Consider the following 22974-nt stretch of genomic DNA (forward strand, 5'->3'; position numbering starts at 1 on the left):
CTTCCTACGGCAGTTCGGGCAGGTCCTCGGCGTAGAGCAGGGTCAGGTCGTCCGTGCTGGGGTCGGCCACCTGGGCGACCCGGCTCGCATGGCGTTCCACCATCGCCTCGAAGGTCTGGCGGGCGGTGCGGCCGTTGCCGAAGGCCGGGCCCTTGGGGATCGCCGTGAAGTACTTCGTCAGCGCCTCGGACGCGCCGGGGGCCAGCCGGTACTCGTGCTCGTCGGCCTGCTGTTCCACGATCCGCAGCAACTCCTCGGGGCCGTAGTCGCCGAAGGTGATGGTCCGTGAGAACCGGGACGCCACACCGGGGTTGACGGACAGGAAGCGCTCCATCTCCGCCGTGTAGCCCGCGACGATCACGACGACCGCGTCCCGCTGGTCCTCCATCAGCTTCACCAGCGTGTCGATGGCCTCCTTGCCGAAGTCCCGGCCCGCGTCCTCGGGGGACAGCGCGTACGCCTCGTCGATGAACAGCACGCCGCCGTGCGCCCGCTGGAACGCCTCCTGGGTGCGGATCGCCGTGGAGCCGATGTGCTCGCCGACCAGGTCGACCCGGGAGACCTCGACGAGGTGCCCCTTGTCCAGCACACCGAGGGAGGCGAGGATCTCGCCGTACAGCCGGGCGACCGTCGTCTTGCCGGTGCCCGGGGAGCCGGTGAAGACCAGATGCCGCTTGACCGAGGCGGCCTTCAGACCCGCCTGCTGCCGGCGCCGGCCCACCTCGATCATGTCGGTCAGGGCCCGCACCTCGCGCTTGACGCTGTCCAGGCCGACCAGCGCGTCCAGTTCGCCGAGCACGGCCTTCGAGGTCCGCGCCGGCTCCCGCGGCCCGGTGTCCGCGACGAGCGCCTCCTGTTCGGTGCTGCGCTGGCCGGGGATCGAGCCCAGCAGGCCGGGGGAGTGGCCCACCGTCTGCACGACCGGCTCGGGCGCGGAGGGCGCCGTCGCAGCGCCGCTCTCGTCGCCGGTGCAGTCCTCGACGATCGGGCCGGAGTCGTGGGCCGTGTCCGCGCCGCCCTCCGCGAACTCGTACCCGCCGCGCGCGCACCGCTCCGTGCGGCACTTCCTGAGCGTCGTGCGGCAGCCGTCGATCACGTGGAAGCCGTAGCCCGCGCTGCCGGTCACCCGGCAGCTCAGGAAGCTGCCCCGGCCGCCCGCCGACACATAGACGCCCGCCTCGGAGGGGGAGTCGACCGTGCAGCGCTCGATGGTGGGGTCGGCGCCCTTGGTGACGATCACGCCGGTGCGGTTGCCGTCCAGGGTGCAGTTGTTCAGGGTGCCGCCGCTGCCGTGGTCGCGGAACCACGCGCCCGTGGCGGCGTCCCGGATACGGCAGTCGTCGAGCTGCGCGGTGGCGCCGTCGCTCACCGAGACGGCCGTGTTGCGCACCTGGGACAGATCGCTGTCGACAACGTCCACCCGCGAACCGCGGTCCAGGACGAACAGCGCGTCCGGCACGTCGTGCACCCGGCAGGAGTCCAGCACCGCGGTGGCGCCGTCACTGATCCAGACCGCCGGATAGTCGCCGGTGCTGTCGAAGATCTCGCACTGGTTGGCGTCGACCCGCGTGCCCGGGTCCCACACCGACAGGCCGTTGCGCCCGAACTGCCGCACGGTGGTGCGGGTCAGGGTGAGGACGGAGCGGGAGCGCAGGTCGACCGCGTTCTCCGGGATGTCGTGGATACGGCAGTCGGCGAGCGTGAGCACCGCGTCCGTGTCCAGCGTGACACCGTCGCCGGTGGTGCGGTGCACGTCGCAGTCGGTCAGATGGGCCGTGGCCCGCCCGGTGATCTGCACACCGCTGCTGCGCACCTCGTAGACCTCGCAGCCCACGGCCTCCAGCGCGGATCCCTCGCCCGTCGCGGTCAGTCCGGAACCCGCCGCGTGGTGCACCCGGCAGCGTTCGAGCCGGGGGTGCCCGCCGGAGCGCACCGCGACGCCCGCCTGGCCGGCCGAGACGACCTCGCAGTCCTCGAACACACCGCCCCCGCCGTCGACGACGGCGATGCCGACCCCCGCCGGATTGTCCACGGTGCAGCGCCGCACCGTCGGACGCGCGCTGCCCCGCACCTCTATCCCGGAGGCGGAACGCGCGACCACCTTCAGACCCAGCAGCTCGGGCGCACCGTCCTCGACGAGCACCGCGGGCGCCGCCGCGTCCTGGCCCTCCACGTGCAGGTCCTGGACCACCGCCGAGGCGCGCACGGTCAGCGGGACGCCGTCGACCGGCGCGATCCGGACCGAACCCTGGGTGCCCTCGGGCCCGCGCAGGGTCACCGCCCGCTGGACGACGAGGTTCTCCCGGTAGGTGCCGGGGGCGACGGTGAGGACGTCACCGTCGGCCGCGGCCTCCAGGGCGGCGGCGAGCGATGCGTACTCACCCGTGCGGCGCCGCCACCGCGAGGTGCCGGTGTGCGTCACCTGGACCGTGCCCTGTGCCATGGCGTTGCTGTGCCCCCACCTCGTCGTACGCGGGTCGTCGCCGATTCGGTTCGGCCGGTCCACCGTAGCGTGCGCACCGGTGGTGAGTTGACCGGAGGCCGAAGCCCGTCAACTGCCCGCGCCCGTCCTGCCCCAGTCCGGGCCAGCCCGGTCCCACTCCTGCTCCCAACGGGCGTACCTGCGACGGACCATGCGCCACACGGCGATCCGCCGGCCGGTCTCGACCAGGGCCGCGGCCGCCGCCGCGGCGCCGAACCCGGCGAGGACGGCGTGCGTGCCCGCGGTCGCGGGGTCCAGGGGGCGGGGCGCCGCCCGCCCCCGCGCGTCCGTCCATATCGCGAACCGGTCGCCGGCGCGCGGGTCGTGCAGGCCCACCGTGACGGGGCCCTGGTGCCGCGAGCCGTCCGGCGCGGTCCAGCCGGCGAGTACCCGGCCGCGCAGGTCCCTCGGGGACGCGCCCTCCGGGTCGGCGGTCAGCGGCGCACGCTCCAGGGGACGGATCACGGTGGCCGTCACCCGGTGCCGGGACGCCAGCTGTTCACGCACCGAGCGCTGCAGGGCCTCGTGCGCCGCGCCGCCCGCGAGCACACCGACCAGGGGTGCGGCGGACACGATCAGCACCAGTGCGGTCAGCGCCACCCAGGCCTCGGCCAGGTCGGTCGGGCGGCACAGCGGATTGTGCCGCCAGCGCCAGAGCCCCCTGATCGCCCGCACGGTCCGCACCCCTTCCCGCTCCGTGCCACCCCCCCCGGACCGTCAGCACGAGTGCGCCGCCCCTCGCTCGGTGGCGGCTCCCGGCCGGGTCCTCACGAACGTCTCACTACAGCCCAACGCCCGGTCGGCTGACCCGGTTCCCGTCCCCCGGCCGGTGACCGAAACCCGGCCCCGCACCCGGCCCGGCGCCGTGCCACCCGACGACGCGCACCGGGCCACGGGCCGGCGGACGGATCGGGATCGTGCGGGCGCGGGCAGCCGAACGCCACCGCCGGGCGAAGGCTCGGCGGCGGTCGGCGCAGGGCGCGGCTGCCGGTGTCGCGTGACGACCTTCCCCCGTCGTCGGTCAGCCTCCAGCGGCGGTCCGCCGCAGTCGCGCCTTCCCCCATGAGGTCATCGTGCCGGCGGGCACCGACACCCCGGAGGGCGGCTCAGTAGCCGCGGTACTGCTGCTGGTTGTACGGGTCCTGGTACGGCGCCGGGGCCGGCCGGGGAGCCGCGGGACGCATCGCCTCGTACCCCGCGGGGCCGGGCGCGGCCGGGCGGGGCTGCTGCTGCGGCTGCTGTTGCTGGGGGCCGGGGTAGCCGCGCGGCGCGGTCGCCTGGTGCGGGATGTAGGCGGCGGGCGCCTGCTGCAACGGCGCGGGCTGCGGCGCCTGCTGCGGGTAGCCGTAGGAGGACTGCGAGGGGCCCGCCGGGAGCGCGGGCAGGGCGGACGGGAGCGCGGGCAGATGACTGCTCGGCACGTCGTACGCGGCGGGGACCCGGATGGGGGCGATCTGCGGGGTGCCCCGTTCGGCCACGAGGGAGTCGTAGATCGGGGTGTCCGGGAAGGAGGCGGAGTAGTAGCCGCCGCCATAAGTGGAGCGGGGGGAGGTCATGGCCATAAGTTAAGCCCACGATGTGCTGGTTGGGGAGACCGATAAGAAGGTTGTTTTCCGCGTCGACGGTAACCTGGGATCCCCAATGCGAGCGAACTTGCCAAAATAGGACGTCATTCCGCGCACTTTTGAGGTAAAGGCCTGGTTCCGGCGGGGTTACCGGCGGCTGACGGGGTGTCTCCCGGGCTTCTCATGAGGGTCCGGGAGCCGCCGGGGGATTAGGTTGGGCGGGCAGACTCGACGATTCGCCGGGGGGCGACCCGGCTCGGTGACCCGTATGGGGGCGGACATGTCAATGCCGAAGGGCTCGAACACCCCGGTGCCGACGACGGCGCTGCGGGTCGAACTGGGCTGGCGGTCCGGCCCCGGCGTACCCGACGCCGACGCCTCCGCCCTGCTCCTGGTGGGCGGAAAGGTCCGTTCCGACGCGGACTTCGTCTTCTACAACCAGCCGGCGCACTCCTCGGGCGCGGTCCGTCACGAGGGCAAGCGCACCGCCGCCGGGCAGGTGACCGACAGCCTGCACGTCGACCTCGGGCGCGTGGAGCCCGCGATCGAGACCGTGATCCTCGCCGCCTCCGCGGACGGCGGATCCTTCGGGCAGGTCCCCGGCCTGTACATCGAGGTCCGCGACGCGGAGCGGAACACCGTGGTGGCCCGCTTCGACAACCCGGGCGCCACCGTGGAAAGGGCCTTCGTGCTCGGCGAGTTCTACCGCCGCCAGGGCGCCTGGAAGTTCCGCGCCGTCGGCCAGGGTTACGACAGCGGACTTGAGGGACTGGCCACCGACTACGGCATCTCCGTGGACGAGCCGCAACAGTCACCCCAGACCACCCCTGCTGCCTCGGCCGCCCCACAGACCCCCACTGTCACGATGCCCCCACCGGCACCTCCGGCCCCTCCCGCACCGTCCGCACCTCCCGCACCCCCGGCCCCGCCCGTGACACCGCCGCCGGCGCCCTCCGCCGAGCCGGTCCGGCTGACCAAGGTCACGCTCACCAAGGCGGCGCCCTCCGTCTCGCTGGCCAAGCAGGGCGGCACCTCGGGCGCCATGCGCGTCAACCTCAACTGGCAGACGCGCAAGCAGTTCTCCGGCTGGGCCCGCAAGCTGGGCCGCCCGGTCGCCACGCACGACGACCTCGACCTCGACCTGTGCTGCCTGTACGAACTCACCGACGGAAGCAAGGGCGTCGTCCAGGCCCTCGGCAACGCCTTCGGATCCCTGCACCGGCCGCCGTACATCCACCTCGACGGCGACGACCGCACCGGCGCCGTGGAGAGCGGCGAGAACCTCACGATCAACCTCGACCACAAGCAGCACTTCCGGCGCGTCCTCGTCTTCGTGACCATCTACGAGGGAGCCCGCTCCTTCGCCGACCTGCACGCGACGGTCACCCTCCAGCCGCAGTACGGCGCCCCGATCGACTTCTCGCTCGACGAGTGCACCGTGCCCTCGACGGTGTGCGCCCTCGCCCTGATCACCAACACCGGAAGCGACCTCGTCGTCCAGCGCGAGGCCCGCTACCTGGTGCCCGACCGCGGCGTGAGCCCCCAGCGAACGGTCGACCACGCCTACGGGTGGGGCATGAACTGGACCCCCGGACGGAAGTGACCACCCGCCCGGGAACGGCCGCTCAGACCTCGTCGACCACGGCCTCCGGACGGGCGTACGTGCGCCCCTTCCAGGCCGCGCCCCGCCCCCGGTAGTGCTGCACCGCCGAGTCCACCGTCATCAGGAGATAGAGGAACGCGGTGAACGGCAGCAGCGGAGCGAGCCACGGCGGCTGCCGGTAGTAGCGGAGCATCGGCAGGTACGTCCCCGCCATCACCAGCCACGCGGCACCGCCGAGGAGGGCCGGCGCCACCTCTCCCGTCGCCGCGCCCACGACCACCGCCACCGGCGGCACCAGGTACACCAGGACCAGACCGACGACCGTTCCGGCGAGCAGCAGCGGATTGTGCCGCAGTTGCGCGTACGCGCTCCGCGAGATCATCCGCCACAGCTCGCGCAGCCGCGGATACGGACGCACGCTGTCCACCCGGTCCGCCAGGCCCAGCCACACGCTGCCGCCGACGCCCTTGACCGTCCGGGCGAGGGCCACGTCGTCGATGACCGCGTGCCGGATGGCCTCCGGAATCCGCGCCCGCTCGGCCGCCTCGGCACGCAGCAGCACACAGCCGCCCGCCGCTGCCGCCGTCCGCGTCCCCTTCTTTGTGTTCCTCGCGTTCCTCGCGTTCCTCGCGTCCTTCGCGTCTTTCGCAGTACCGCCGTCCTTGCCCGCGCGGCCCCCGCCGATCCAGCGGAACGGATACAGCTGCGCGAAGAAGTAGACGAACGCGGGCACCACGAGCCGCTCCCACCCGCTCTCCACCCGCAGCCGGGCCATCTGGGAGACAACGTCGAACCCACCGGTGTCCGCCGCCGACACCAACTCGCGCAGACTGCCCGGCGCGTGCGCGATGTCGGCGTCCGTCAGCAGCAGGTACTCGGGCTCACGCGCGCGTGCCAGGCCGATCCCGTGCCGCACCGCCCACAGCTTCCCCGTCCAGCCGGCGGCCGGCTCCCCGGGCGAGGCGACGGTGAGCGGCAGCCCCTCGTGCCGCCTGGCCAGCTCGCACGCCAGCTCACCGGTGCCGTCCGTGCTGCCGTCGTCGATCAGGAAGACCTCGGCCCGCCCCGGATAGTCCTGACCGAGCAGGGACGGCAGGCTCTCCGGCAGGACGGCCGCCTCGTCGCGCGCCGGGACCACCACGCACACCGACGGCCAGACAGCGGGCTCCTCCCGGGCCGGCAGTCTCACGTCCGTACGCCAGAAGAAGCCCCGCGCGAGCAGCAGCCACAGCCAGGCCGCGAGTGACAGGGCGGGTACGACGGTCACGACGGAAGTCCACACATCGGCGCTCACGTGCGCAGTCTGCCCCACACCGGCGGCCCGAAGCGGCCCATCGTCTATGGTGGCCGGGTGAAGATCGCGCTCATGGACTCCGGAATCGGTCTGCTCGCGGCCACCGCGGCGGTACGGCGCCTGCGACCGGACGCCGATCTCATCCTCTCCCTCGACCCCGACGGGATGCCCTGGGGTCCGCGCACCCCGGAGGACCTCACCGAGCGGGCCCTCGCCGTGGCCGAGGCCGCCGCCGCGCACCGTCCGGACGCCCTGATCGTCGGCTGCAACACCGCCACCGTGCACGCGCTGCCCACCCTGCGCGCCCGGCTGGAGCCCGCGCTGCCCGTCGTCGGCACCGTACCGGCGATCAAGCCCGCCGCGGCCGGCGGCGGTCCGGTGGCGATCTGGGCGACGCCCGCCACCACCGGCAGCCCCTACCAGCGCGGTCTCATCGCGAAGTTCGCCGGCGCGACGCCGGTCACCGAGGTGCCCTGCCCCGGGCTCGCCGACGCCGTCGAGCACGCGGACGAGCCGGCGATCACCGCGGCCGTCGCCGCCGCGGCCGCCCTGACACCGGACGACGTGACGACCGTCGTCCTGGGCTGCACCCATTACGAACTGGTCGCCGAACGCATCCGCGCCGCCGTGCAGCGCCCCGACACCCCCCGCCTGGTCCTGCACGGCTCCGCCGGCGCGGTCGCCGCCCAGGCACTGCGCCGCGTCGGCGCCCGTCCCGCCCCCGGCGCCCCGGCCGAGGGCACCCTCACCGTGCTGCTCAGCGGACGCGAGGGCACGCTGCCCCCGCCCGCGCTGGCCTACGACGAGGGCCTCCTCCTGCGCGCGGTCACGCCGGCCCGCTGACCGGCGGGTCTGCGCGGTCGGCCCAGTCACTCCGCGCGACGGGGCACCCGCGCAGCGAAACATGAGTAACCTCATAGCCATGAGGCATCGCCACGGCGAGACCGTCCCCCAAACGAACGTCTGGACCGGACGTGCCACCAACCGGGTCCAGTGGTTCCTGGCACTCATCGGCGCCGCCTGCATGGCGCTCGGCATCGCGCTGGCCGTCGACTCCGCCTGGGAGTCCGGCGTCGCCCCGCTGGCCATGGCGGTCGTCGGGTGCATCGCGGCGGGACTGCTGGTTCTCTTCGGCACGCTCGCCTTCGTGCACGTCGCGCTCAGAGTCGACGAGGAGTGCCTCGAAGTGCGCTGCGGCCACATCGGCGTGCCCCGGCGCCGCATCCCCCTCTCGCACGTCGCCGGCGCCGAGTTCGCCCCGCACGTCACCCCGCGCCACTGGGGCGGCTGGGGCTACCGCTGGCGACCGGAGAAGGGCACCGCGGTCGTCGTGCGGCGCGGCGAGGGCGTGGTCCTGCGGCTGTGGGACGGCCACACCTTCACGATCACCGTGGACGACGCGGAAGCCGCGGTTCAGGTCATCAAGGGCCGACTGCGCCCGAAGGCACCCGGCCCCGCGCACTGAGTGCTCCGGGTCCCCCCGGCCTGCTCGGACCGTGCTGTCGGGGGCGTGGTGACCCGCCGTACACTCCGAGGGGTGACAGCCACCGCAACCTCTGTCGGCGAGCCGGATCGGACGAAGCCGCAGACCACGGCACCCTCACGCGCCGCCGCCCGGCTCCTGCGCCTGCTCCCGGCCGCCGTCGCCGCGCTCTCCGGAGTGCTGCTCTACGTCAGCTTCCCGCCCCGCACCCTGTGGTGGCTGGCCCTGCCCGCCTTCGCCGGCTTCGGCTGGGCACTGCGCGGGCGCGACTGGAAGGCGGGGCTCGGTCTCGGCTACCTCTTCGGCCTCGGCTTCCTGCTCCCGCTGCTGGTGTGGACCGGCGTGGAGGTCGGCTCGGGCCCCTGGCTGGCCCTGGCCGCGGTCGAGGCGGTCTTCGTCGCGCTGGTCGGCGCGGGCGTCGCCGCGGTGTCGCGGCTGCCGGGCGGGCCGGTGTGGGCGGCGGCGCTGTGGACCGCGGGCGAGGCCGCACGCGCGCGCGTGCCCTTCGAGGGCTTCCCGTGGGGCAAGGTCGCGTTCGGACAGGCGGACGGGGTGTTCCTGCCGCTCGCCGCGGCCGGCGGCACACCGGTGCTCGGCTTCGCGGTCGTGCTGTGCGGCTTCGCTCTCGGCGAGGCCGTACGCCTGGCCGTCCGGGCGCGCCGCACCGGCGGGCTGCGGCGGAGCGCGGCGGCGGTGGCCCTGCTCGGCGTGGCCGTACCGGTCGTCGGCGCCGTGGCGGCCCGGCCGCTGGTCAGCGACAAGGCACAGGACGGCACCGCGACCGTCGCCGTGATCCAGGGCAACGTCCCGCGCGCGGGCCTCGGCTTCAACGCCCAGCGGCGGGCCGTACTCGACTACCACGCGCGCGAGACGGAACGCCTGGCCGCCGAGGTGAGGGCGGGCCGGGCCGAACGGCCCGACTTCGTGCTCTGGCCGGAGAACTCCTCGGACATCGACCCCTTCGCCAACGCCGACGCGCGCCAGGTCATCGACCGGGCCGCCAAGGCGATCGGCGCGCCCATCTCGGTGGGCGGTGTCGTGCAACGCGACGGCAAGCTGTTCAACGAGCAGATCCTGTGGGATCCGGACAAGGGCCCCCTCGACACCTACGACAAGCGGCAGATCCAGCCCTTCGGCGAGTACCTCCCGCTGCGCCCGCTCATCGGGGCGATCAACGACAACTGGACCTCGATGGTCGGCCAGGACTTCAGCCGGGGCACCGAACCGGGCGTGTTCACCATGGCCGGGACCAGGGTGGGGCTCGTCACCTGCTACGAGGCCGCCTTCGACTGGGCCGTGCGCTCCGAGGTCACCGACGGCGCCCAGATGATCTCCGTACCCAGCAACAACGCCACCTTCGACCGCAGCGAGATGACCTACCAGCAACTCGCCATGTCCCGCGTCCGCGCGGTCGAGCACAGCCGGACCGTCACCGTGCCGGTGACCAGCGGCGTCAGCGCGATCATCATGCCGGACGGGCGGATCACCGGGAAGACCGGCATGTTCGTGGCGGACTCCCTGGTGCAGGAGGTGCCCCTGCGCTCCTCCGAGACGCCCGCCACCCGGCTGGGTGTGGCGCCCGAGATCGCCCTGGTGCTGGTCGCGGCCGGCGGGCTCGGCTGGGCCGTCGGCGCGGGCGCGCGCGGGAGGCGCGCCCGTGGCGTGTAGCCGTACGCCTCCCGCACGCCCCGTGCCGTCGGCCGGAGTGGTCCGGGCGGCCCGTTAGGGTCGGTCGCATGGCTACTCCCGATTTCATCCGCGACCTGCGCGCCTCTGCCGGACACCAGTTGCTGTGGCTCCCGGGAGTCACCGCCGTCGTCTTCGACGACGAGGGCAGAGTGCTGCTCGGCCGGCGGTCCGACAACGGGCGCTGGTCGCTGATCGGCGGCATCCCGGAGCCGGGGGAGCAGCCCGCCGCCTGCGCGATCCGGGAGGTGGAGGAGGAGACCGCCGTGCAGTGCGTCGTCGAGCGGGTGGTCCTCGTCCAGGCGTTGAAGCCGGTCACCTACGACAACGGCAACGTCTGCCAGTTCATGGACGTCACGTTCCGCTGCCGGGCCGTCGGCGGCCGGGCCCGGGTCAATGACGACGAGTCGCTCGAGGTGGGCTGGTTCGCGGTGGACGCGCTGCCGGACATCAAGGAGTTCGGGCAGACCAGGGTCAAGCAGGCGCTGTCCGACGCGCCCACCTGGTTCGACCCCACCGGTCCCGTCTGAGGTACCGGGGGCCCTCACTCCTCGGCCAGTTCCCCCAGCAGCTTCCAGGTGCGGCGCCGGTCCGCGTCGCTGCCCAGGTCCGTGGAGACGAACACCACCTCCGTCGCGCCCGACTCGCGGTAGCGGCGCACCTCGGCGGCGACGGTCTCCTCGTCGCCGACGGCGGCCAGGTCGGCGGCCCGGGTGGCACCGGAGAGGGCGATGACCCGCTGGTAGGAGGGGAACTGCTCGTAGAAGGAGAGCGCCTGGGCAGCGGCCCCCCGTACCGCTTCCACGTCCGCGGTCACCACGCCGGGCACGAAGGCCACGACCCGGGGCGCCGGCCGGCCCGCCGCCTCGGCCGCGGCGGTGACGGCCGGGACCAGGTGTGCGGACAGGGCCCGGGGCCCGGCCAGCAGCGGCAGGATGCCGTCCGCGAGTTCACCCGCGACACGCAGCGCCTGCGGGCCCATGGCGGCCACCAGCAGCGGCACCGGAGGTTCGGCGCCCGGTACCGGTGCCGGCAGCGGTGTGACGGCGGTCAGCAGGTCGCCGTGGAAGTCGGCGTTTCCCGTCTCGAGCACCGGGCGCAGGGCGGTGAGGAACTGCCGTAGTCGGCCGATCGGACGTTCGTAGGGGATGCCGAAGGCCGTTTCGGTGAGCTTCCTGGTGCCGAGCGCGAGCCCGAGGTGGTAGCGGCCCCCGGTGGCGGCCTGGGCCGTCCGGGCCTGGCCGGCGACCAGCAGCGGATGGCGGCCGAAGACGGGGACGGCCGCGGTCCCGACGTGCAGTCCGGGCACCTCCCGGCCGACGATCGCGGCGAGCGAGGGCGAGTCGTGGCCGAAGGTCTGCCCGAACCAGACGGAGCGCACTCCGGCCTCGTGCGCCTCCCGGGCGAGCCGCACCGTCGTGTCGATCCGATGGTGCGTGGGGAGCGAGATTCCTGTCGTCATACCCGGGACAACGGGCGCCCGCCCGGCCCCCATTCCGTCAGCCGAACGACCGTTGAAGACCTTCGAAACTGTCGGAGCGCAGGCCCCTGCGATCGATAACGTTTTGAGTCGGCACGTGCACGACCATTGACCGAAAATCCCGTCTGACTTTACTGTCCGACTGCATGGACTTTCGGTGATGGCGCCGAAACATTCGAAAGGCGAACGATGAAGACACGTGCGCGCTTGCCCAGACTGGTCGCCACCGGTGCGACGCTCGCCCTGGCGTTGAGCCTCTCGGCCTGCGGCGACGGAAACGGCGGGGCGTCGTCCGGCGACGGCAGGATCCATGTCCTGGTCTACGGGGACGCCACCAACAAGGTCGAGAAGAAGATCGTCGACACGTTCAACAAGAACGTTCCAACGTCAAGGTCGTCCTCGACACCATCCCCGGTGCCGACTACCAGCAGAAGCTGCAGACGATCATCAGCACCCCGCAGGCCCCCAACGTCTTCTTCAACTGGGGCGGCGGCAGCATCAAGCCGTTCGTCAAGGCCGGTCTGCTGCTGCCGCTCGACGACTTCATCGAGAAGAACCCGGACCTGGAGAAGAAGTTCCTGCCGTCCGTCTTCGACAACGCGGTCGTCGACGGCAAGCCGTACGGCATACCCATGCGCGGCACCCAGCCGGTCCTGCTCTTCAACAACAAGGCGGTCCTGGACAAGGCGGGCGTCACGCCGCCGAAGACCTGGGACGAACTGCTCGACGCGGTGGAGAAGCTCAAGGACCGGGGCGTCACGCCGATAGCGCTCGGCGGCGGCAACGTCTGGCCGACGCAGATGTGGTTCCAGTACCTCTACGACCGCATCGCGGGTCCGGAGCTGTTCGCGAAGGCCGTCGGGGGCGACAAGAGCGCCTGGGAGAGTGCGGACAGCAAGAAGGCCCTGGGCATGATCAGGGAACTCGTCGACACCGGCGCCTTCGGCAAGAACTACGACTCCGTCAAGTACACCAACGGCGGCTCGGTCCAGCTGGTGGCCTCCGGCAAGGCCGGCTTCGAGCTGATGGGTTCCTGGTACTACTCCCAACAGCTCACGGACCACGCGAAGTTCGCCGAGAAGGACCTGGGCTACACCGCCTTCCCGGCCGTCGCGGGCGGCAAGGGAGACCCGGCCGACATCGCCGGCAACACCAACAACTACTACTCGGTGATGAAGAAGACCAAGCACCCCGAGGCCGTCGCCGAGTTCCTGAAGCTCATGTACTCCGACGAGTTCGTCAAGGCGCAGCTCGACATCGGCAACCTGCCGACCACGACCAACACCGACAAGTTCATCGACGGCTCGGGCACCCCCGAGTACTCGCGCTTCCAGTACGACCTCGTCGCCGACGCCCCCTCGTTCCAGCTGTCCTGGGACCAGGCGTACCCGCAGAAGGCGAGTTCGGACATGCACAAGGCCATCCAGCAGTTCTTCAACGGACAGCTCGACACGGACGGCTTCGTCAAGGCCATGCAGGCCCTCCCGACCGAGTGACGAACGGCTCATGACCACAGACCTCACGAGTGCCCGGCCCGCCGCCGGACTCCGCAAGGAGCCCCGGCGGCGGGCGCCCGCCCCGTCCGCGACGAAGGTGGGCCGCCCCGGCTTCGCCTGGGCACTGCCCGCCGCGGCGTTCTTCGCCCTCTTCGCGATCGTCCCGCTGATCATGGTGGCGGTGCTGTCCTTCATGAGCTGGGACGGGATCAGCTCGCCCGAGTTCGTCGGCATGGACAACTGGTCGCGCCTGATGGACGACCCGGTCATGCTCAAGAGCATCTGGCTGACCCTGCTGCTGACCGCGCTCGGCGTGGTCCTCCAGACGCCGCTGAGCATCCTGCTCGGCGTCTGGGCCGCCGGCCACCAGCGCAACCGCGCCGTCCTGTCCGTCATCTACTTCATCCCGCTGCTGCTCTCCGCGACGGCCGTCTCCGTGCTGTGGCGGGCGCTGCTCGACCCGAACTTCGGCATCCCGGCCGAGGCCGGCTGGCTGTTCGGCGACGGCAACCTGTTCGGTGAACAGGCCACCGCCATCGGGGTACTGGCGTTCGTCAGCACCTGGCAGTTCACCCCGTTCCACACGCTGATCTACCAGGGCGCCGCCCGCGCGATCCCGCAGGTGCTCTACCAGGCGGCGGAGATCGACGGGGCGGGCCGCTACCGGCAGTTCTTCCACATCACACTGCCGCAACTGCGCACCTCCATGATCACCTCGATGATCCTGATGATCGTCGGCGGCCTGACCACGTTCGAGACCGTCCTCATCCTGACCCAGGGCGGCCCCGGCACCGACACCACCATCAGCGCCTACTACATGTACGACAAGGCGTTCAGAAGCTTCGACTACGGCACCGGCTCCGCGATCGCCCTGACCCTGGTCGTCTCGGCCACGATCATCTCGCTGATCGTCGTCCGGGTCTCCGGCTACGACAAGATGCGCAGCTCCATGGAGGGTGTGTCATGAGGCGCCGACCCAACTACGTGGCCGGCGTCGGCTCGCTCTTCTGGCTCCTCCTGGTCGGCCTGCCGCTGTACGTGATGCTCGCCGCGACCCTGCGCACCCGCCAGGACTACGCCGACAACGGCCCGGTCTCGATCCCGGACAGCTTCACGCTGGACAACTTCACCGGCGCCTTCGACTCGGGCTTCGGCCGGTACTTCCTCAACACGGTCGTCGTCACCGCCTGCGTGATCGGCATCGTGCTGCTGCTGGTACCGCCGCTCGCCTACGCGATCGTCCGCAGCCGCGGCAGGGCCACGTCGGCGATCTTCCGGCTGTTCCTGCTCGGCCTCGCCATCCCGGCGCAGGCCGTGATCGTGCCGATGTTCTACCTGATCAGCGAGGCCGGGCTGTACGACAACCTGCTGGGCGTCATCCTGCCCACGGCCGCGTTCTGCCTGCCGATGTCGGCGCTGATCCTCAGCGGCGCGATGCGGGACATCTCCCCGGAGCTGTTCGAGGCCATGGCCATGGACGGCGCCAACCCGCGCCGCATGTTCTTCCAGCTGGTCCTGCCGCTGTCCCGCGGCGGACTGTCCACGATCGTGGTGTTCTCCGCGCTCCAGGCCTGGAACGGCTTCCTGTTCCCGCTCGTACTGACCCAGTCCGAGTCCACCAAGGTGGTCACCCTGGGTCTGTACAACTTCCAGACCGCACACGGCATCGACATCCCCGGACTGCTGGGAGCCGTGCTGCTGTCCATGGTGCCCATCCTGCTCGTCTACCTGTTCGCCCGTCGTGCCCTGGTCCAGGGCCTGATGGGCGTCGGAGGAAAGTGACCCACGACGTGGCCGTTGAGACGACCCCCGAAGCCCCCCTCTGGAACGACCCCGCCCAACCCGTCACCGCCAGGGTGTCCGCGCTGATCGAGGCGATGACCCCGCGGGAGAAGATCGCCCAGCTCTACGGTGTCTGGGTCGGCGCGTCCGACGAGGGCGGATCCGTCGCCCCCCACCAGCACGACATGGAGGAGGCCGTCGACCTCGACGCACTCCTGCCCACCGGACTGGGCCAACTGACCCGCCCCTTCGGCACCGCCCCCGTCGACCCGGCACTCGGCGCGCTCTCCCTGCTGCGCACCCAGAACCGCATCACCTCGCAGAACCGCTTCGCCATCCCCGCCCTCGCACACGAGGAGTGCCTGGCCGGCTTCGCCACCTGGGGCGCCACCGCCTACCCCGTCCCGCTGTCCTGGGGCGCCACCTTCGACCCGGACCTGGTCCACCGCATGGCCGCCGCCATCGGCCGCGACCTGCGCTCCGTCGGCGTCCACCAGGGTCTCGCGCCCGTCCTCGACGTGGTGCGCGACGCCCGCTGGGGCAGGGTCGAGGAGAGCATCGGCGAGGACCCGTACCTCGTCGCCACCATCGGCACCGCCTACGTGCGCGGCCTGGAGGACGCCGGCGTCGTCGCCACCCTCAAGCACTTCGCCGGCTACTCGGCCTCCCGCGCCGGCCGCAACCTCGCCCCCTCGGCCATGGGTCCGCGTGAACGCGCCGACATCCTGCTGCCCCCCTTCGAGATGGCGATCCGCGAGGGCGGCGCCCGGTCCGTGATGCACGCCTACACCGACACCGACGGGGTGCCCGCCGCCGCCGACGAGGACCTGCTGACCGGACTGCTGCGCGACACCTGGGGCTTCGAGGGCACCGTCGTCGCCGACTACTTCGGCATCGCCTTTCTCAGGACGCTGCACGGCATCGCCGCCGACTGGGCGGACGCCGCCGGAACCGCGCTGCGGGCGGGCGTCGACATCGAACTGCCCACCGTGAAGACGTTCGGCGACCCCCTGCTGGAGGCCGTCGCCGACGGCCGGGTACCGGAGACGGTGATCGACCGCGCCCTGCGCCGGGTGCTCACCCAGAAGGCGCTGCTCGGGCTGCTCGACCCGGACTGGAACCCGGTGCCGCCCGCGCTGGAGGGCGCCGACCTGGACGACCCCGACGCCCTGCGCGGCCGGATCGACCTGGACGGCCCCGGCAACCGCGAACTGGCCCGCACCGTCGCCGAGGAAGCGGTCGTACTGCTGAGCAACGACGGCACCCTGCCACTGGACCGGCCGCGCCGCGTCGCCCTGGTCGGACCCAACGCCGACGAGCCCACCGCCGTACTGGGCTGCTACTCCTTCCCCCAGCACATCGGCGTCCACCACCCCGAGACCCCCCTCGGCATCGAACTGCCCACCCTGCGCGACACCCTGGCCGCCGAATTCCCCGACGCCGAGTTCACCGTCGTACGCGGCACGGGTGTCGACGACGCCGATGTCTTCGGCATCCCCGAGGCGGTCCGGGCGGCCCGGGACGCCGATGTCGTCGTCGCCGTCCTGGGCGACCGCGCCGGACTGTTCGGCCGCGGCACCAGCGGGGAGGGCTGCGATGCCGAGTCGCTCAACCTGCCGGGCGCCCAGCAGCAGTTGCTCGACGCGCTGCTCGACACCCGCAAGCCGGTCGTGACGGTCCTCCTCGCGGGCCGCCCCTACGCGCTGGGCCGGGCCGTACGGGAGTCCGCCGCGATCGTGCAGTCCTTCTTCCCCGGTGTGGAGGGCACCGCCGCCATCGCCGCGGTGCTCAGCGGGCGCACCAGCCCCAGCGGCAGGCTGCCGGTCAGCGTGCCGCGCGGAGCGGGCACCCAGCCGGCCACCTACCTCGGGGCACGGCTCGCCCACGCCAGCGAGGTGTCCAACGTCGACCCGACGCCCGCCTTCGGCTTCGGACACGGCCTCACCTACACCACGTTCGCCTGGAGCGACCTCGCGGTGGACGCCGAGGAGGCGCCCACCGACGGCGAGTTCACACTGGAACTCACCGTCCGCAACACCGGCGAACGGCAGGGCACCGAAGTCGTCCAGCTCTACCTGCACGACCCGGTCGCCTCCGTCGTCCAGCCGGTGCAGCGCCTCGTCGGCTACACCCGGGTGCCGCTGGCCCCCGGCGAGGCCCGCAGGGTGCGCGTCGCGGTCCCCGCCGACCTGGCCTCCTTCACCGGCCGCGACGGCCGCCGCGTCGTCGAGCCGGGCGGGCTGGAGCTGCGGTTCGCCGCGTCCAGCACCGCCCCGCTCCTGACGGCGACGGTCACCCTCACCGGTCCGCAACGCCATGTCGACCACACGCGGCGCCTGCACGCCGTCTTCGGCCAGGAGGACGCCGCGGGCGCCTGAGCCGCCGGCGCGGCCGTGTCGGCGCGGCCGTGCCCGCCGCATCGGTGAGGATGGGGGCCCGTCGGCCGACCCGAGGACGCAGTGATGTGCTGGAGTGCGCAGGCCGACCTCGTAGCGGGTGCCGCGATCGGTGCCGTCGGCGTGGCGTGTGTCGTACGGACCCGCCGCCGCCGTGACCTTTCGCTGGCCGCGCTGCCCGTGCTGCTCGGCGTCCACCAGATGATCGAGGCCGCGGTCTGGGCCTCGGGCGGGGGCACCGGCCCGGCCACCCTGGCCTGGACCGTCGTGGCCCTTCCCCTGCTCGCGCTCTGGGTGCCGGCGGGCGTGCTGTGCGCCGCGCCGCGCTCGGCGCGCCGCAGGCTGACCGTGCCGCTCGCGGTGGGAGCCGCGACCGCGGCGGCGCTGGCCCACGCACTCGCCACGCGGCCGGTGCGCGCGGAGATCCGCGGCCACACCGTCGGATACGAGGTGAACCTGCCGCACGCCGAACTCCTCGTCGCGGGCTACCTGGTGGCCACGGTCGGCGCGCTGCTCCTGTCCGGCGACCGCGGCCTGCGGGTGCTCGGGATTCTGACCGCCGCGGGCGCGGTGATCTGCTGGGCCCTGTGGCGGCTGGAGTTCGTCTCGACCTGGTGCGCGTTCGCGGCGGTGTGCTCGGTGGTCCTGCTCGGCTGGGTGAACGGACGACGGCGCGCGACGCCGTGAGCCGAGCGGTCAGTGGCCCCGCAGCACGTCAAGTGCCTGCAACGCCACGTGGAGTTCGGTGCGCTGCTCGCCGGACTCCAGGTCGCGGCCGAGCAACCGCTCGATGGTGCGCAGCCGTTGGTAGACGGTCTCCCGGGACAGACCGGCCGAGCGGGCGGCGACGGTCTTGTTGCCGGCGCAGTCTAGATAGCCGCGCAGGGTCGACACGAGGTCGGTGCCGTGCCGGGCGTCGTGGTCGAGGAGTCGGCCCAACTGCCGTTCCGCGTAGTCCTGGACGCGGGTGTCGTCGCGCAGCGCGAACAGCAGGCGGCGCAGGCCGATGTCGGACCGTTCGTGGAAGGAGCGGTCCGGTGGCAGCGGCCGGCCCGGCTCGGTGGCCTCGGCGACCCGGGCGGCCTCCCGGAACGAGCGGGCCATGTCGGCGAGGTCCGCGACCGGCGAACCGACACTCACCGTCGCGCCCGGGGCCGCCTCCAGCGCCTCGCGGCTCAGCCGCTCCACGGCGTCCCGCCAGGGCCGGGACGGACGTAGCGCCAGCAGCACACCGAGACGGGCGGGGGAGAGGAGGCCGACGAGCGCCTGGACCCCCGTCGTGCTCAGCTCCTCGGCGAGGCGGATCTCGGCCCTCGCGGCGTCCTCCGCGGCCGGGAGGTCCGCGAGTACGGCGACGAAGCGGGAGTGCTCCGCGGACAGCCCCAGGGCGGCCACCCGGGCGCGCGCGTCCGCCGGGGAGCGGTACCGCCGCTCGACCAGGTCGCGCAGGGCGTTGCGGTGCGCGGTGCGCTCCCAGGGGGTGGGATGCGCGAGCCGGGCGATGGTGAGGGCCATCGCGGTCCGCTCCAGCACGGTGACGTCCTCGGGCCCGAAGACCGGGGCAGCGGGCGGGTCGTGGCTCGGAGGGAGGGCCGGGTCGTGGGCCGACGGGGTGGTCGGGTCGTGGTTCGGGGGAGCGGCCTGTCCGTGGTTCGGGGGGATGGTCGGGTTGGGGGTCGGGGGAGCGGCCGGGTCGTGGGCCGGGGGAGCGGCCGGGTTGTGGTTCGGGAGGACGGTCGGGATGTAGGTCGGAGGGAGGGCCTGGTCGTGGGCCGGGGCAGCGGCCTGTCCGTGGCTCGACGGGGTGGTCGGGTCGTGGGCCGGGGCAGCGGCCGATCCGAGGTTCGGGGGGTTGGCCGGGCCGTGGGCCAGAGGGCGGGGCGGGGCGGTCGGGGCGGGGAGCATGGCCAGTCGGCCCCAGCTTTCGCCGCGGTACTCCACCGGGGCCACGAGCCAGCCCTCCGGGCCGGAGAGGCTCGCGCGGTCGGTGGCCGGAGTGGTCCGGGAGCGCCGCTCCCAGTCGCCGAGCGCGGCCTCCGCCGTACTGCCGGAGGGCTCGCAGAGCAGCGCCCGGTGCACCAGGTTCTCCAGCACGACCGTGCGTCCGCTCATCTCGGCCGCCGCCCGCAGCACGTCCTCGGGACCCGCGCCGCGCAGGGTGAGGGCGGTGAACGCCTCGTGGACGCGCTGGGTGCGGCGCATCGCGTCCGCCTGGTTGCCGAGGATCAGGGTGTGGACGACCTGCGTGACCTCCAGGAAGTTCACGTCCTTGGCGAGCGTGACCAGGGGCAGGCCGCGCGTCCGGCAGGCGTGGACGAGGGCGTCGGGCGGCCGGTGGTAGCGGCGTACCAGCTCGATGACCAGGGCCGCGGCGCCGACGGCGGCGAGTTCGTCGACGTAGCGGCGCACCCCGGCGGGGTCCTCGGGCAGGGGCATGCCGGTGGTGAGCACGAGTTCGCCGCCCTTGAGGAAGGAGGCCGGGTCCGTCAGCTCGGTGATGTGGACCCACCTGACCGGCCGGCCGACCCGGTCCGCGCCGGTGACCACCCGGGGATCCCCCGCGGCCAGGACCGGCAGGGCCAGCACGTCGGCCACGGTGGGCGGACCGCCCGCCGGACCCGGGTGCCGGTTCTCGCTCACGGTGCCTCCCTGCGCCCCTGTCACTCTGACAAGCCGCGTTGACCTGTGCAAGGGCGCTCGGGCGCGCGCCGGGGCGGCGTACGGGGAGCCGGACGGTTGACACAACGTCCGGATACGGCGGCCCGACCGGACACATCACGCGTTGCCGCGCCCCGGACGGCGGGCAGGCTCGGGGGACCGCAGCCAACCGACGAACAGGCCGGGAGACCAGCATGACCGCACTGTCGCCGCACCTTCGCCAGGCCACGCCCGTGGTGGCGGTCCGGGGCGAGGGCGTCCACATCCATGGCGAGGACGGCCGCCGCTATCTGGACTTCACCGCCGGCATCGGCGTCACCAGCACCGGGCACTGCCACCCCCGGGTGGTGGCCGCCGCCCAGGAACAGGTGGCCACCCTGATCCACGGTCAGTACACGACGGTCATGCACCCGCCGCTGCGGCACCTCGTCGACAAGCTGGGCGAGGTGCTGCCGGCCGGACTGGACAGCCTGTTCTTCACCAACTCCGGCAGCGAGGCGGTGGAGGCGGCGCTGCGGCTGGCCCGCCAGGCCACCGGACGGCCCAATGTCCTGGTCTGCCACGGCGGCTTCCACGGCCGGACCGTGGCCGCCGCCTCCATGACCACCTCCGGCACCCGTTTCCGGGCCGGCTTCGCACCGCTGATGAGCGGCGTGGTCGTCACCCCCTTCCCGACCGCCTTCCGGTACGGCTGGGACGAGGAGACCGCGACCCGCTTCGCCCTGCGGGAACTCGACTACACCCTCCAGACGATCTCCTCGCCCGCCGACACCGCGGCCGTCGTCGTCGAGCCGGTGCTCGGCGAGGGCGGCTACGTCCCCGCGACCCGCGCCTTCGTGGAGGGGCTGCGGGAGCGGGCGGACCGGCACGGTTTCCTGCTGATCCTGGACGAGGTGCAGACCGGTGTGGGCCGCACCGGACGGTTCTGGGGGCACGAGCACTTCGGGGTCGCCCCGGACATCCTGGTCACCGCCAAGGGGCTGGCCAGCGGCTTCCCGCTGTCCGGCATCGCCGCCCCCGAGGAGCTGATGCGCAAGGCGTGGCCGGGTTCGCAGGGCGGCACGTACGGCGCCAACGCGGTGGCGTGCGCGGCGGCCTGCGCCACGCTCGACGTCGTACGCGACGAGAAGCTCGTGGAGAACGCCGAGGCGATGGGCGCGCGGCTGCGCCGGGGACTTGAGGCGGTGGCGGCCCGGACGCCCGCCGTCGGGGACGTACGCGGGCTGGGGCTGATGCTGGGCAGCGAGTTCGTCACCGCGGACGGCGACCCGGACCCGGAGACCGCCGCCCGGGTCCAGCGGGCCGCCGTCGACGAGGGCCTGCTCCTGCTGCTCTGCGGCGCCTGGAACCAGGTGGTCCGGATGATCCCGGCCCTGGTGGTCGACGAGTCGGCCGTCGACGAGGGCCTCCGCGCCTGGGAGGCCGCCGTCCGGACCGGCACCGCGCAACCGGTGGCCCGGTGACCGCCCCCGCCCGGCGCCGGCCGAGGAGGCCCGCGCCCCGCTGCGGTGCGCGGCGGCGGGACCGGAAGACGGGGCACGCGGGCACCGGCCCGCGGTACGAAGACCGGCTCGGACCAGGAGGGACCTCATGACCGACACCCCCACGCAGTTGTTCGTCGGCGGCAGCTGGGCGGACGCCGAGGACGGCGCCACCATGCCCGTGGAGGATCCCGCTACCGGCGAGATCCTGTGCCGGGTCGCCGACGCGGGACCCAAGGACGCCCGGCTCGCCGAGGAGGCGGCCGTCCGGGCGCAGGAGGAGTGGGCCCGTACGGCACCGCGGGCGCGCAGCGAGATCCTGCGCCGCGCCTACGAGATCGTCCTCGACCGCACGGACGGACTCGCCCGCCTGATGACGTCCGAGATGGGCAAGCCCCTGGCCGAGGCCAGGGGGGAGGTCGCGTACGCGGCCGAGTTCCTGCGCTGGTTCTCCGAGGAGGCCGTGCGTATCGAGGGCGGCCACGGCGTCCTGCCCGACGGGCGCAACCGCATGCTGCTCTCCCGCCGCCCGGTCGGCCCCTGTCTGCTGATCACGCCGTGGAACTTCCCGCTCGCCATGGGCGCCCGCAAGATCGGCCCGGCGATCGCGGCCGGCTGCACGATGGTGCTCAAGCCGGCCCCGCAGACCCCGCTCTCCAGCCTGGCCCTCGCCGCTATCCTTCAGGAGGCGGGCCTGCCCGACGGTGTGCTGAACGTCGTCACCACCTCCCGGGCGGGCGAGGTGTGCGAACCGCTCCTGCGCGGCGGAAGGATCCGCAAGCTGTCCTTCACCGGCTCCACCGCCGTCGGCAGGCTGCTGCTGGCGCAGTGCGCGGACACCGTCGTGCGGACCTCGATGGAGCTGGGCGGCAACGCGCCGTTCATCGTCTTCGACGACGCCGACCTGGACGTGGCCGTGGACGGCGCGATGGTCGCCAAGATGCGCAACATGGGCGAGGCCTGCACCGCCGCGAACCGCTTCTTCGTGCACCGCTCGGTGGCCGAGGAGTTCGCGCGGCGCCTCACCGGACGGATGTCGGCGCTCGTTGTGGGCCCCGGCACCGAGGACGGCGTCGACGTGGGCCCGCTCATCGACGCCGCCGGGCGGGCCAAGGTCGAGGACCTGGTGGCCGACGCGGTGCAGCGCGGCGCCCGGGTGCTCGTCGGCGGCCGTACGCCCGAGGGCCCCGGCTGCTTCTACCCGCCCACGGTGCTCACCAACGTCTCCCCGGACAGCCGGCTGACCGGCACGGAGATCTTCGGACCCGTGGCGGCGATCCTCACCTTCGACGACGAGGACGAGGTCGTGCGCCGCGCCAACGACACCCCCTGGGGACTCGTCGGCTACGTCTTCACCGAGGGCCTCGACCGCGCCCTGCGCGTCAGCGAACGCCTTGAGGTCGGCATGGTCGGCCTCAACACCGGCCTCGTCTCCAACCCGGCCGCGCCCTTCGGCGGCGTCAAGCAGTCCGGCCTCGGGCGGGAGGGCGGCCGGGTCGGGATCGAGGAGTTCCTGGAGTACCAGTACGTGGCCGTGCCGACCCGGTGACGGAACAGGCTTTGCATGG

The 22974-nt window shown here is 73.1% G+C and carries 17 protein-coding genes and 1 pseudogene; 12 read left to right on the top strand and 6 right to left on the bottom strand.

Annotation, left to right across the window (positions count from 1 at the left end; all coding sequences use genetic code 11):
• Positions 1-4 precede the first annotated feature (4 nt).
• The 3 genes from AC4IHM_RS29680 to AC4IHM_RS29690 form a co-directional block, all read right to left on the bottom strand.
• Positions 5-2443, bottom strand: a complete 2439-nt coding sequence (locus AC4IHM_RS29680) for a right-handed parallel beta-helix repeat-containing protein (protein WP_490870037.1) — start codon at positions 2441-2443, stop codon at positions 5-7.
• Positions 2444-2551: 108 nt separating this feature from the next.
• Positions 2552-3157 carry an Rv1733c family protein gene (locus tag AC4IHM_RS29685; RefSeq protein ID WP_490870038.1) on the bottom strand — a complete coding sequence of 202 codons (606 nt, stop codon included), beginning with the start codon at positions 3155-3157 and terminating at the stop codon, positions 2552-2554.
• Between the two features lie 431 nt (positions 3158-3588).
• Positions 3589-4038, bottom strand: a complete 450-nt coding sequence (locus tag AC4IHM_RS29690) for a DUF6643 family protein (RefSeq protein ID WP_490870039.1) — start codon at positions 4036-4038, stop codon at positions 3589-3591.
• Between the two features lie 295 nt (positions 4039-4333).
• Here AC4IHM_RS29690 and AC4IHM_RS29695 point away from each other — a divergent pair, with 295 nt between their 5' ends.
• Positions 4334-5650 (top strand): TerD family protein, encoded by a 1317-nt coding sequence (locus tag AC4IHM_RS29695; RefSeq protein WP_490870981.1) that lies wholly within the window; start codon positions 4334-4336, stop codon positions 5648-5650.
• Between the two features lie 22 nt (positions 5651-5672).
• Here the strand turns inward: AC4IHM_RS29695 and AC4IHM_RS29700 are convergent, their stop codons facing one another.
• Complete coding sequence (locus AC4IHM_RS29700; protein ID WP_490870040.1) at positions 5673-6962, bottom strand: glycosyltransferase; 1290 nt, start codon at positions 6960-6962, stop codon at positions 5673-5675.
• 39 nt (positions 6963-7001) lie between these two features.
• Between AC4IHM_RS29700 and AC4IHM_RS29705 the strand changes: the two genes are divergently transcribed.
• The 4 genes from AC4IHM_RS29705 to AC4IHM_RS29720 all read left to right on the top strand — a co-directional run bounded on the left by AC4IHM_RS29705 (position 7002) and on the right by AC4IHM_RS29720 (position 10643).
• On the top strand, positions 7002-7787 hold the full coding sequence (locus AC4IHM_RS29705) for a glutamate racemase (RefSeq protein WP_490870041.1): 786 nt from the start codon (positions 7002-7004) through the stop codon (positions 7785-7787).
• 79 nt (positions 7788-7866) lie between these two features.
• Positions 7867-8409, top strand: a complete 543-nt coding sequence (locus AC4IHM_RS29710) for a hypothetical protein (RefSeq protein WP_490870042.1) — start codon at positions 7867-7869, stop codon at positions 8407-8409.
• 72 nt (positions 8410-8481) lie between these two features.
• The gene (gene lnt, locus AC4IHM_RS29715; RefSeq protein WP_490870043.1) at positions 8482-10095 is read left to right on the top strand and encodes an apolipoprotein N-acyltransferase; all 1614 of its coding nucleotides are present in this window, start codon (positions 8482-8484) and stop codon (positions 10093-10095) included.
• Positions 10096-10163: 68 nt separating this feature from the next.
• Positions 10164-10643, top strand: a complete 480-nt coding sequence (locus AC4IHM_RS29720; RefSeq protein ID WP_490870044.1) for an NUDIX hydrolase — start codon at positions 10164-10166, stop codon at positions 10641-10643.
• Between the two features lie 14 nt (positions 10644-10657).
• Here AC4IHM_RS29720 and AC4IHM_RS29725 read toward each other — a convergent pair whose 3' ends face one another.
• Entirely contained in the window at positions 10658-11575 is a 918-nt protein-coding gene (locus AC4IHM_RS29725; RefSeq protein ID WP_490870045.1) for an LLM class F420-dependent oxidoreductase, read from the bottom strand.
• Positions 11576-11782: 207 nt separating this feature from the next.
• Between AC4IHM_RS29725 and AC4IHM_RS29730 the strand changes: the two are divergent.
• From AC4IHM_RS29730 to AC4IHM_RS29750, 5 genes and pseudogenes are all read left to right on the top strand, one after another.
• Positions 11783-13089, top strand: a pseudogene (locus tag AC4IHM_RS29730) (ABC transporter substrate-binding protein).
• A gap of 10 nt (positions 13090-13099) precedes the next feature.
• Positions 13100-14056: a carbohydrate ABC transporter permease gene (locus AC4IHM_RS29735; protein WP_490870046.1), complete on the top strand. Its 957-nt coding sequence runs from the start codon at positions 13100-13102 to the stop codon at positions 14054-14056.
• Positions 14053-14871 carry a carbohydrate ABC transporter permease gene (locus AC4IHM_RS29740; RefSeq protein WP_490870047.1) on the top strand — a complete coding sequence of 273 codons (819 nt, stop codon included), beginning with the start codon at positions 14053-14055 and terminating at the stop codon, positions 14869-14871. The genes AC4IHM_RS29735 and AC4IHM_RS29740 overlap by 4 nt, the downstream gene beginning before the upstream one ends.
• Positions 14868-17249 carry a beta-xylosidase/alpha-l-arabinosidase gene (locus tag AC4IHM_RS29745; RefSeq protein WP_490870048.1) on the top strand — a complete coding sequence of 794 codons (2382 nt, stop codon included), beginning with the start codon at positions 14868-14870 and terminating at the stop codon, positions 17247-17249. Before AC4IHM_RS29740 ends, AC4IHM_RS29745 begins: the two co-directional genes overlap by 4 nt.
• A gap of 84 nt (positions 17250-17333) precedes the next feature.
• Complete coding sequence (locus AC4IHM_RS29750; RefSeq protein ID WP_490870049.1) at positions 17334-17954, top strand: DUF6629 family protein; 621 nt, start codon at positions 17334-17336, stop codon at positions 17952-17954.
• Positions 17955-17963: 9 nt separating this feature from the next.
• Here AC4IHM_RS29750 and AC4IHM_RS29755 read toward each other — a convergent pair whose 3' ends face one another.
• Complete coding sequence (locus AC4IHM_RS29755; protein ID WP_490870050.1) at positions 17964-19907, bottom strand: PucR family transcriptional regulator; 1944 nt, start codon at positions 19905-19907, stop codon at positions 17964-17966.
• A 212-nt stretch (positions 19908-20119) separates the two neighbouring features.
• Here AC4IHM_RS29755 and AC4IHM_RS29760 point away from each other — a divergent pair, with 212 nt between their 5' ends.
• Both AC4IHM_RS29760 and AC4IHM_RS29765 read left to right on the top strand, forming a co-directional pair.
• A complete protein-coding gene (locus AC4IHM_RS29760) occupies positions 20120-21388 on the top strand; it encodes an aspartate aminotransferase family protein (protein WP_490870051.1) in 1269 nt (422 codons plus the stop codon).
• 127 nt (positions 21389-21515) lie between these two features.
• A complete protein-coding gene (locus AC4IHM_RS29765; protein ID WP_490870052.1) occupies positions 21516-22955 on the top strand; it encodes an NAD-dependent succinate-semialdehyde dehydrogenase in 1440 nt (479 codons plus the stop codon).
• The last annotated feature ends 19 nt before the right edge of the window (positions 22956-22974 follow it).

The sequence above is a fragment of the Streptomyces sp. SL06 genome (genome assembly GCF_058244745.1).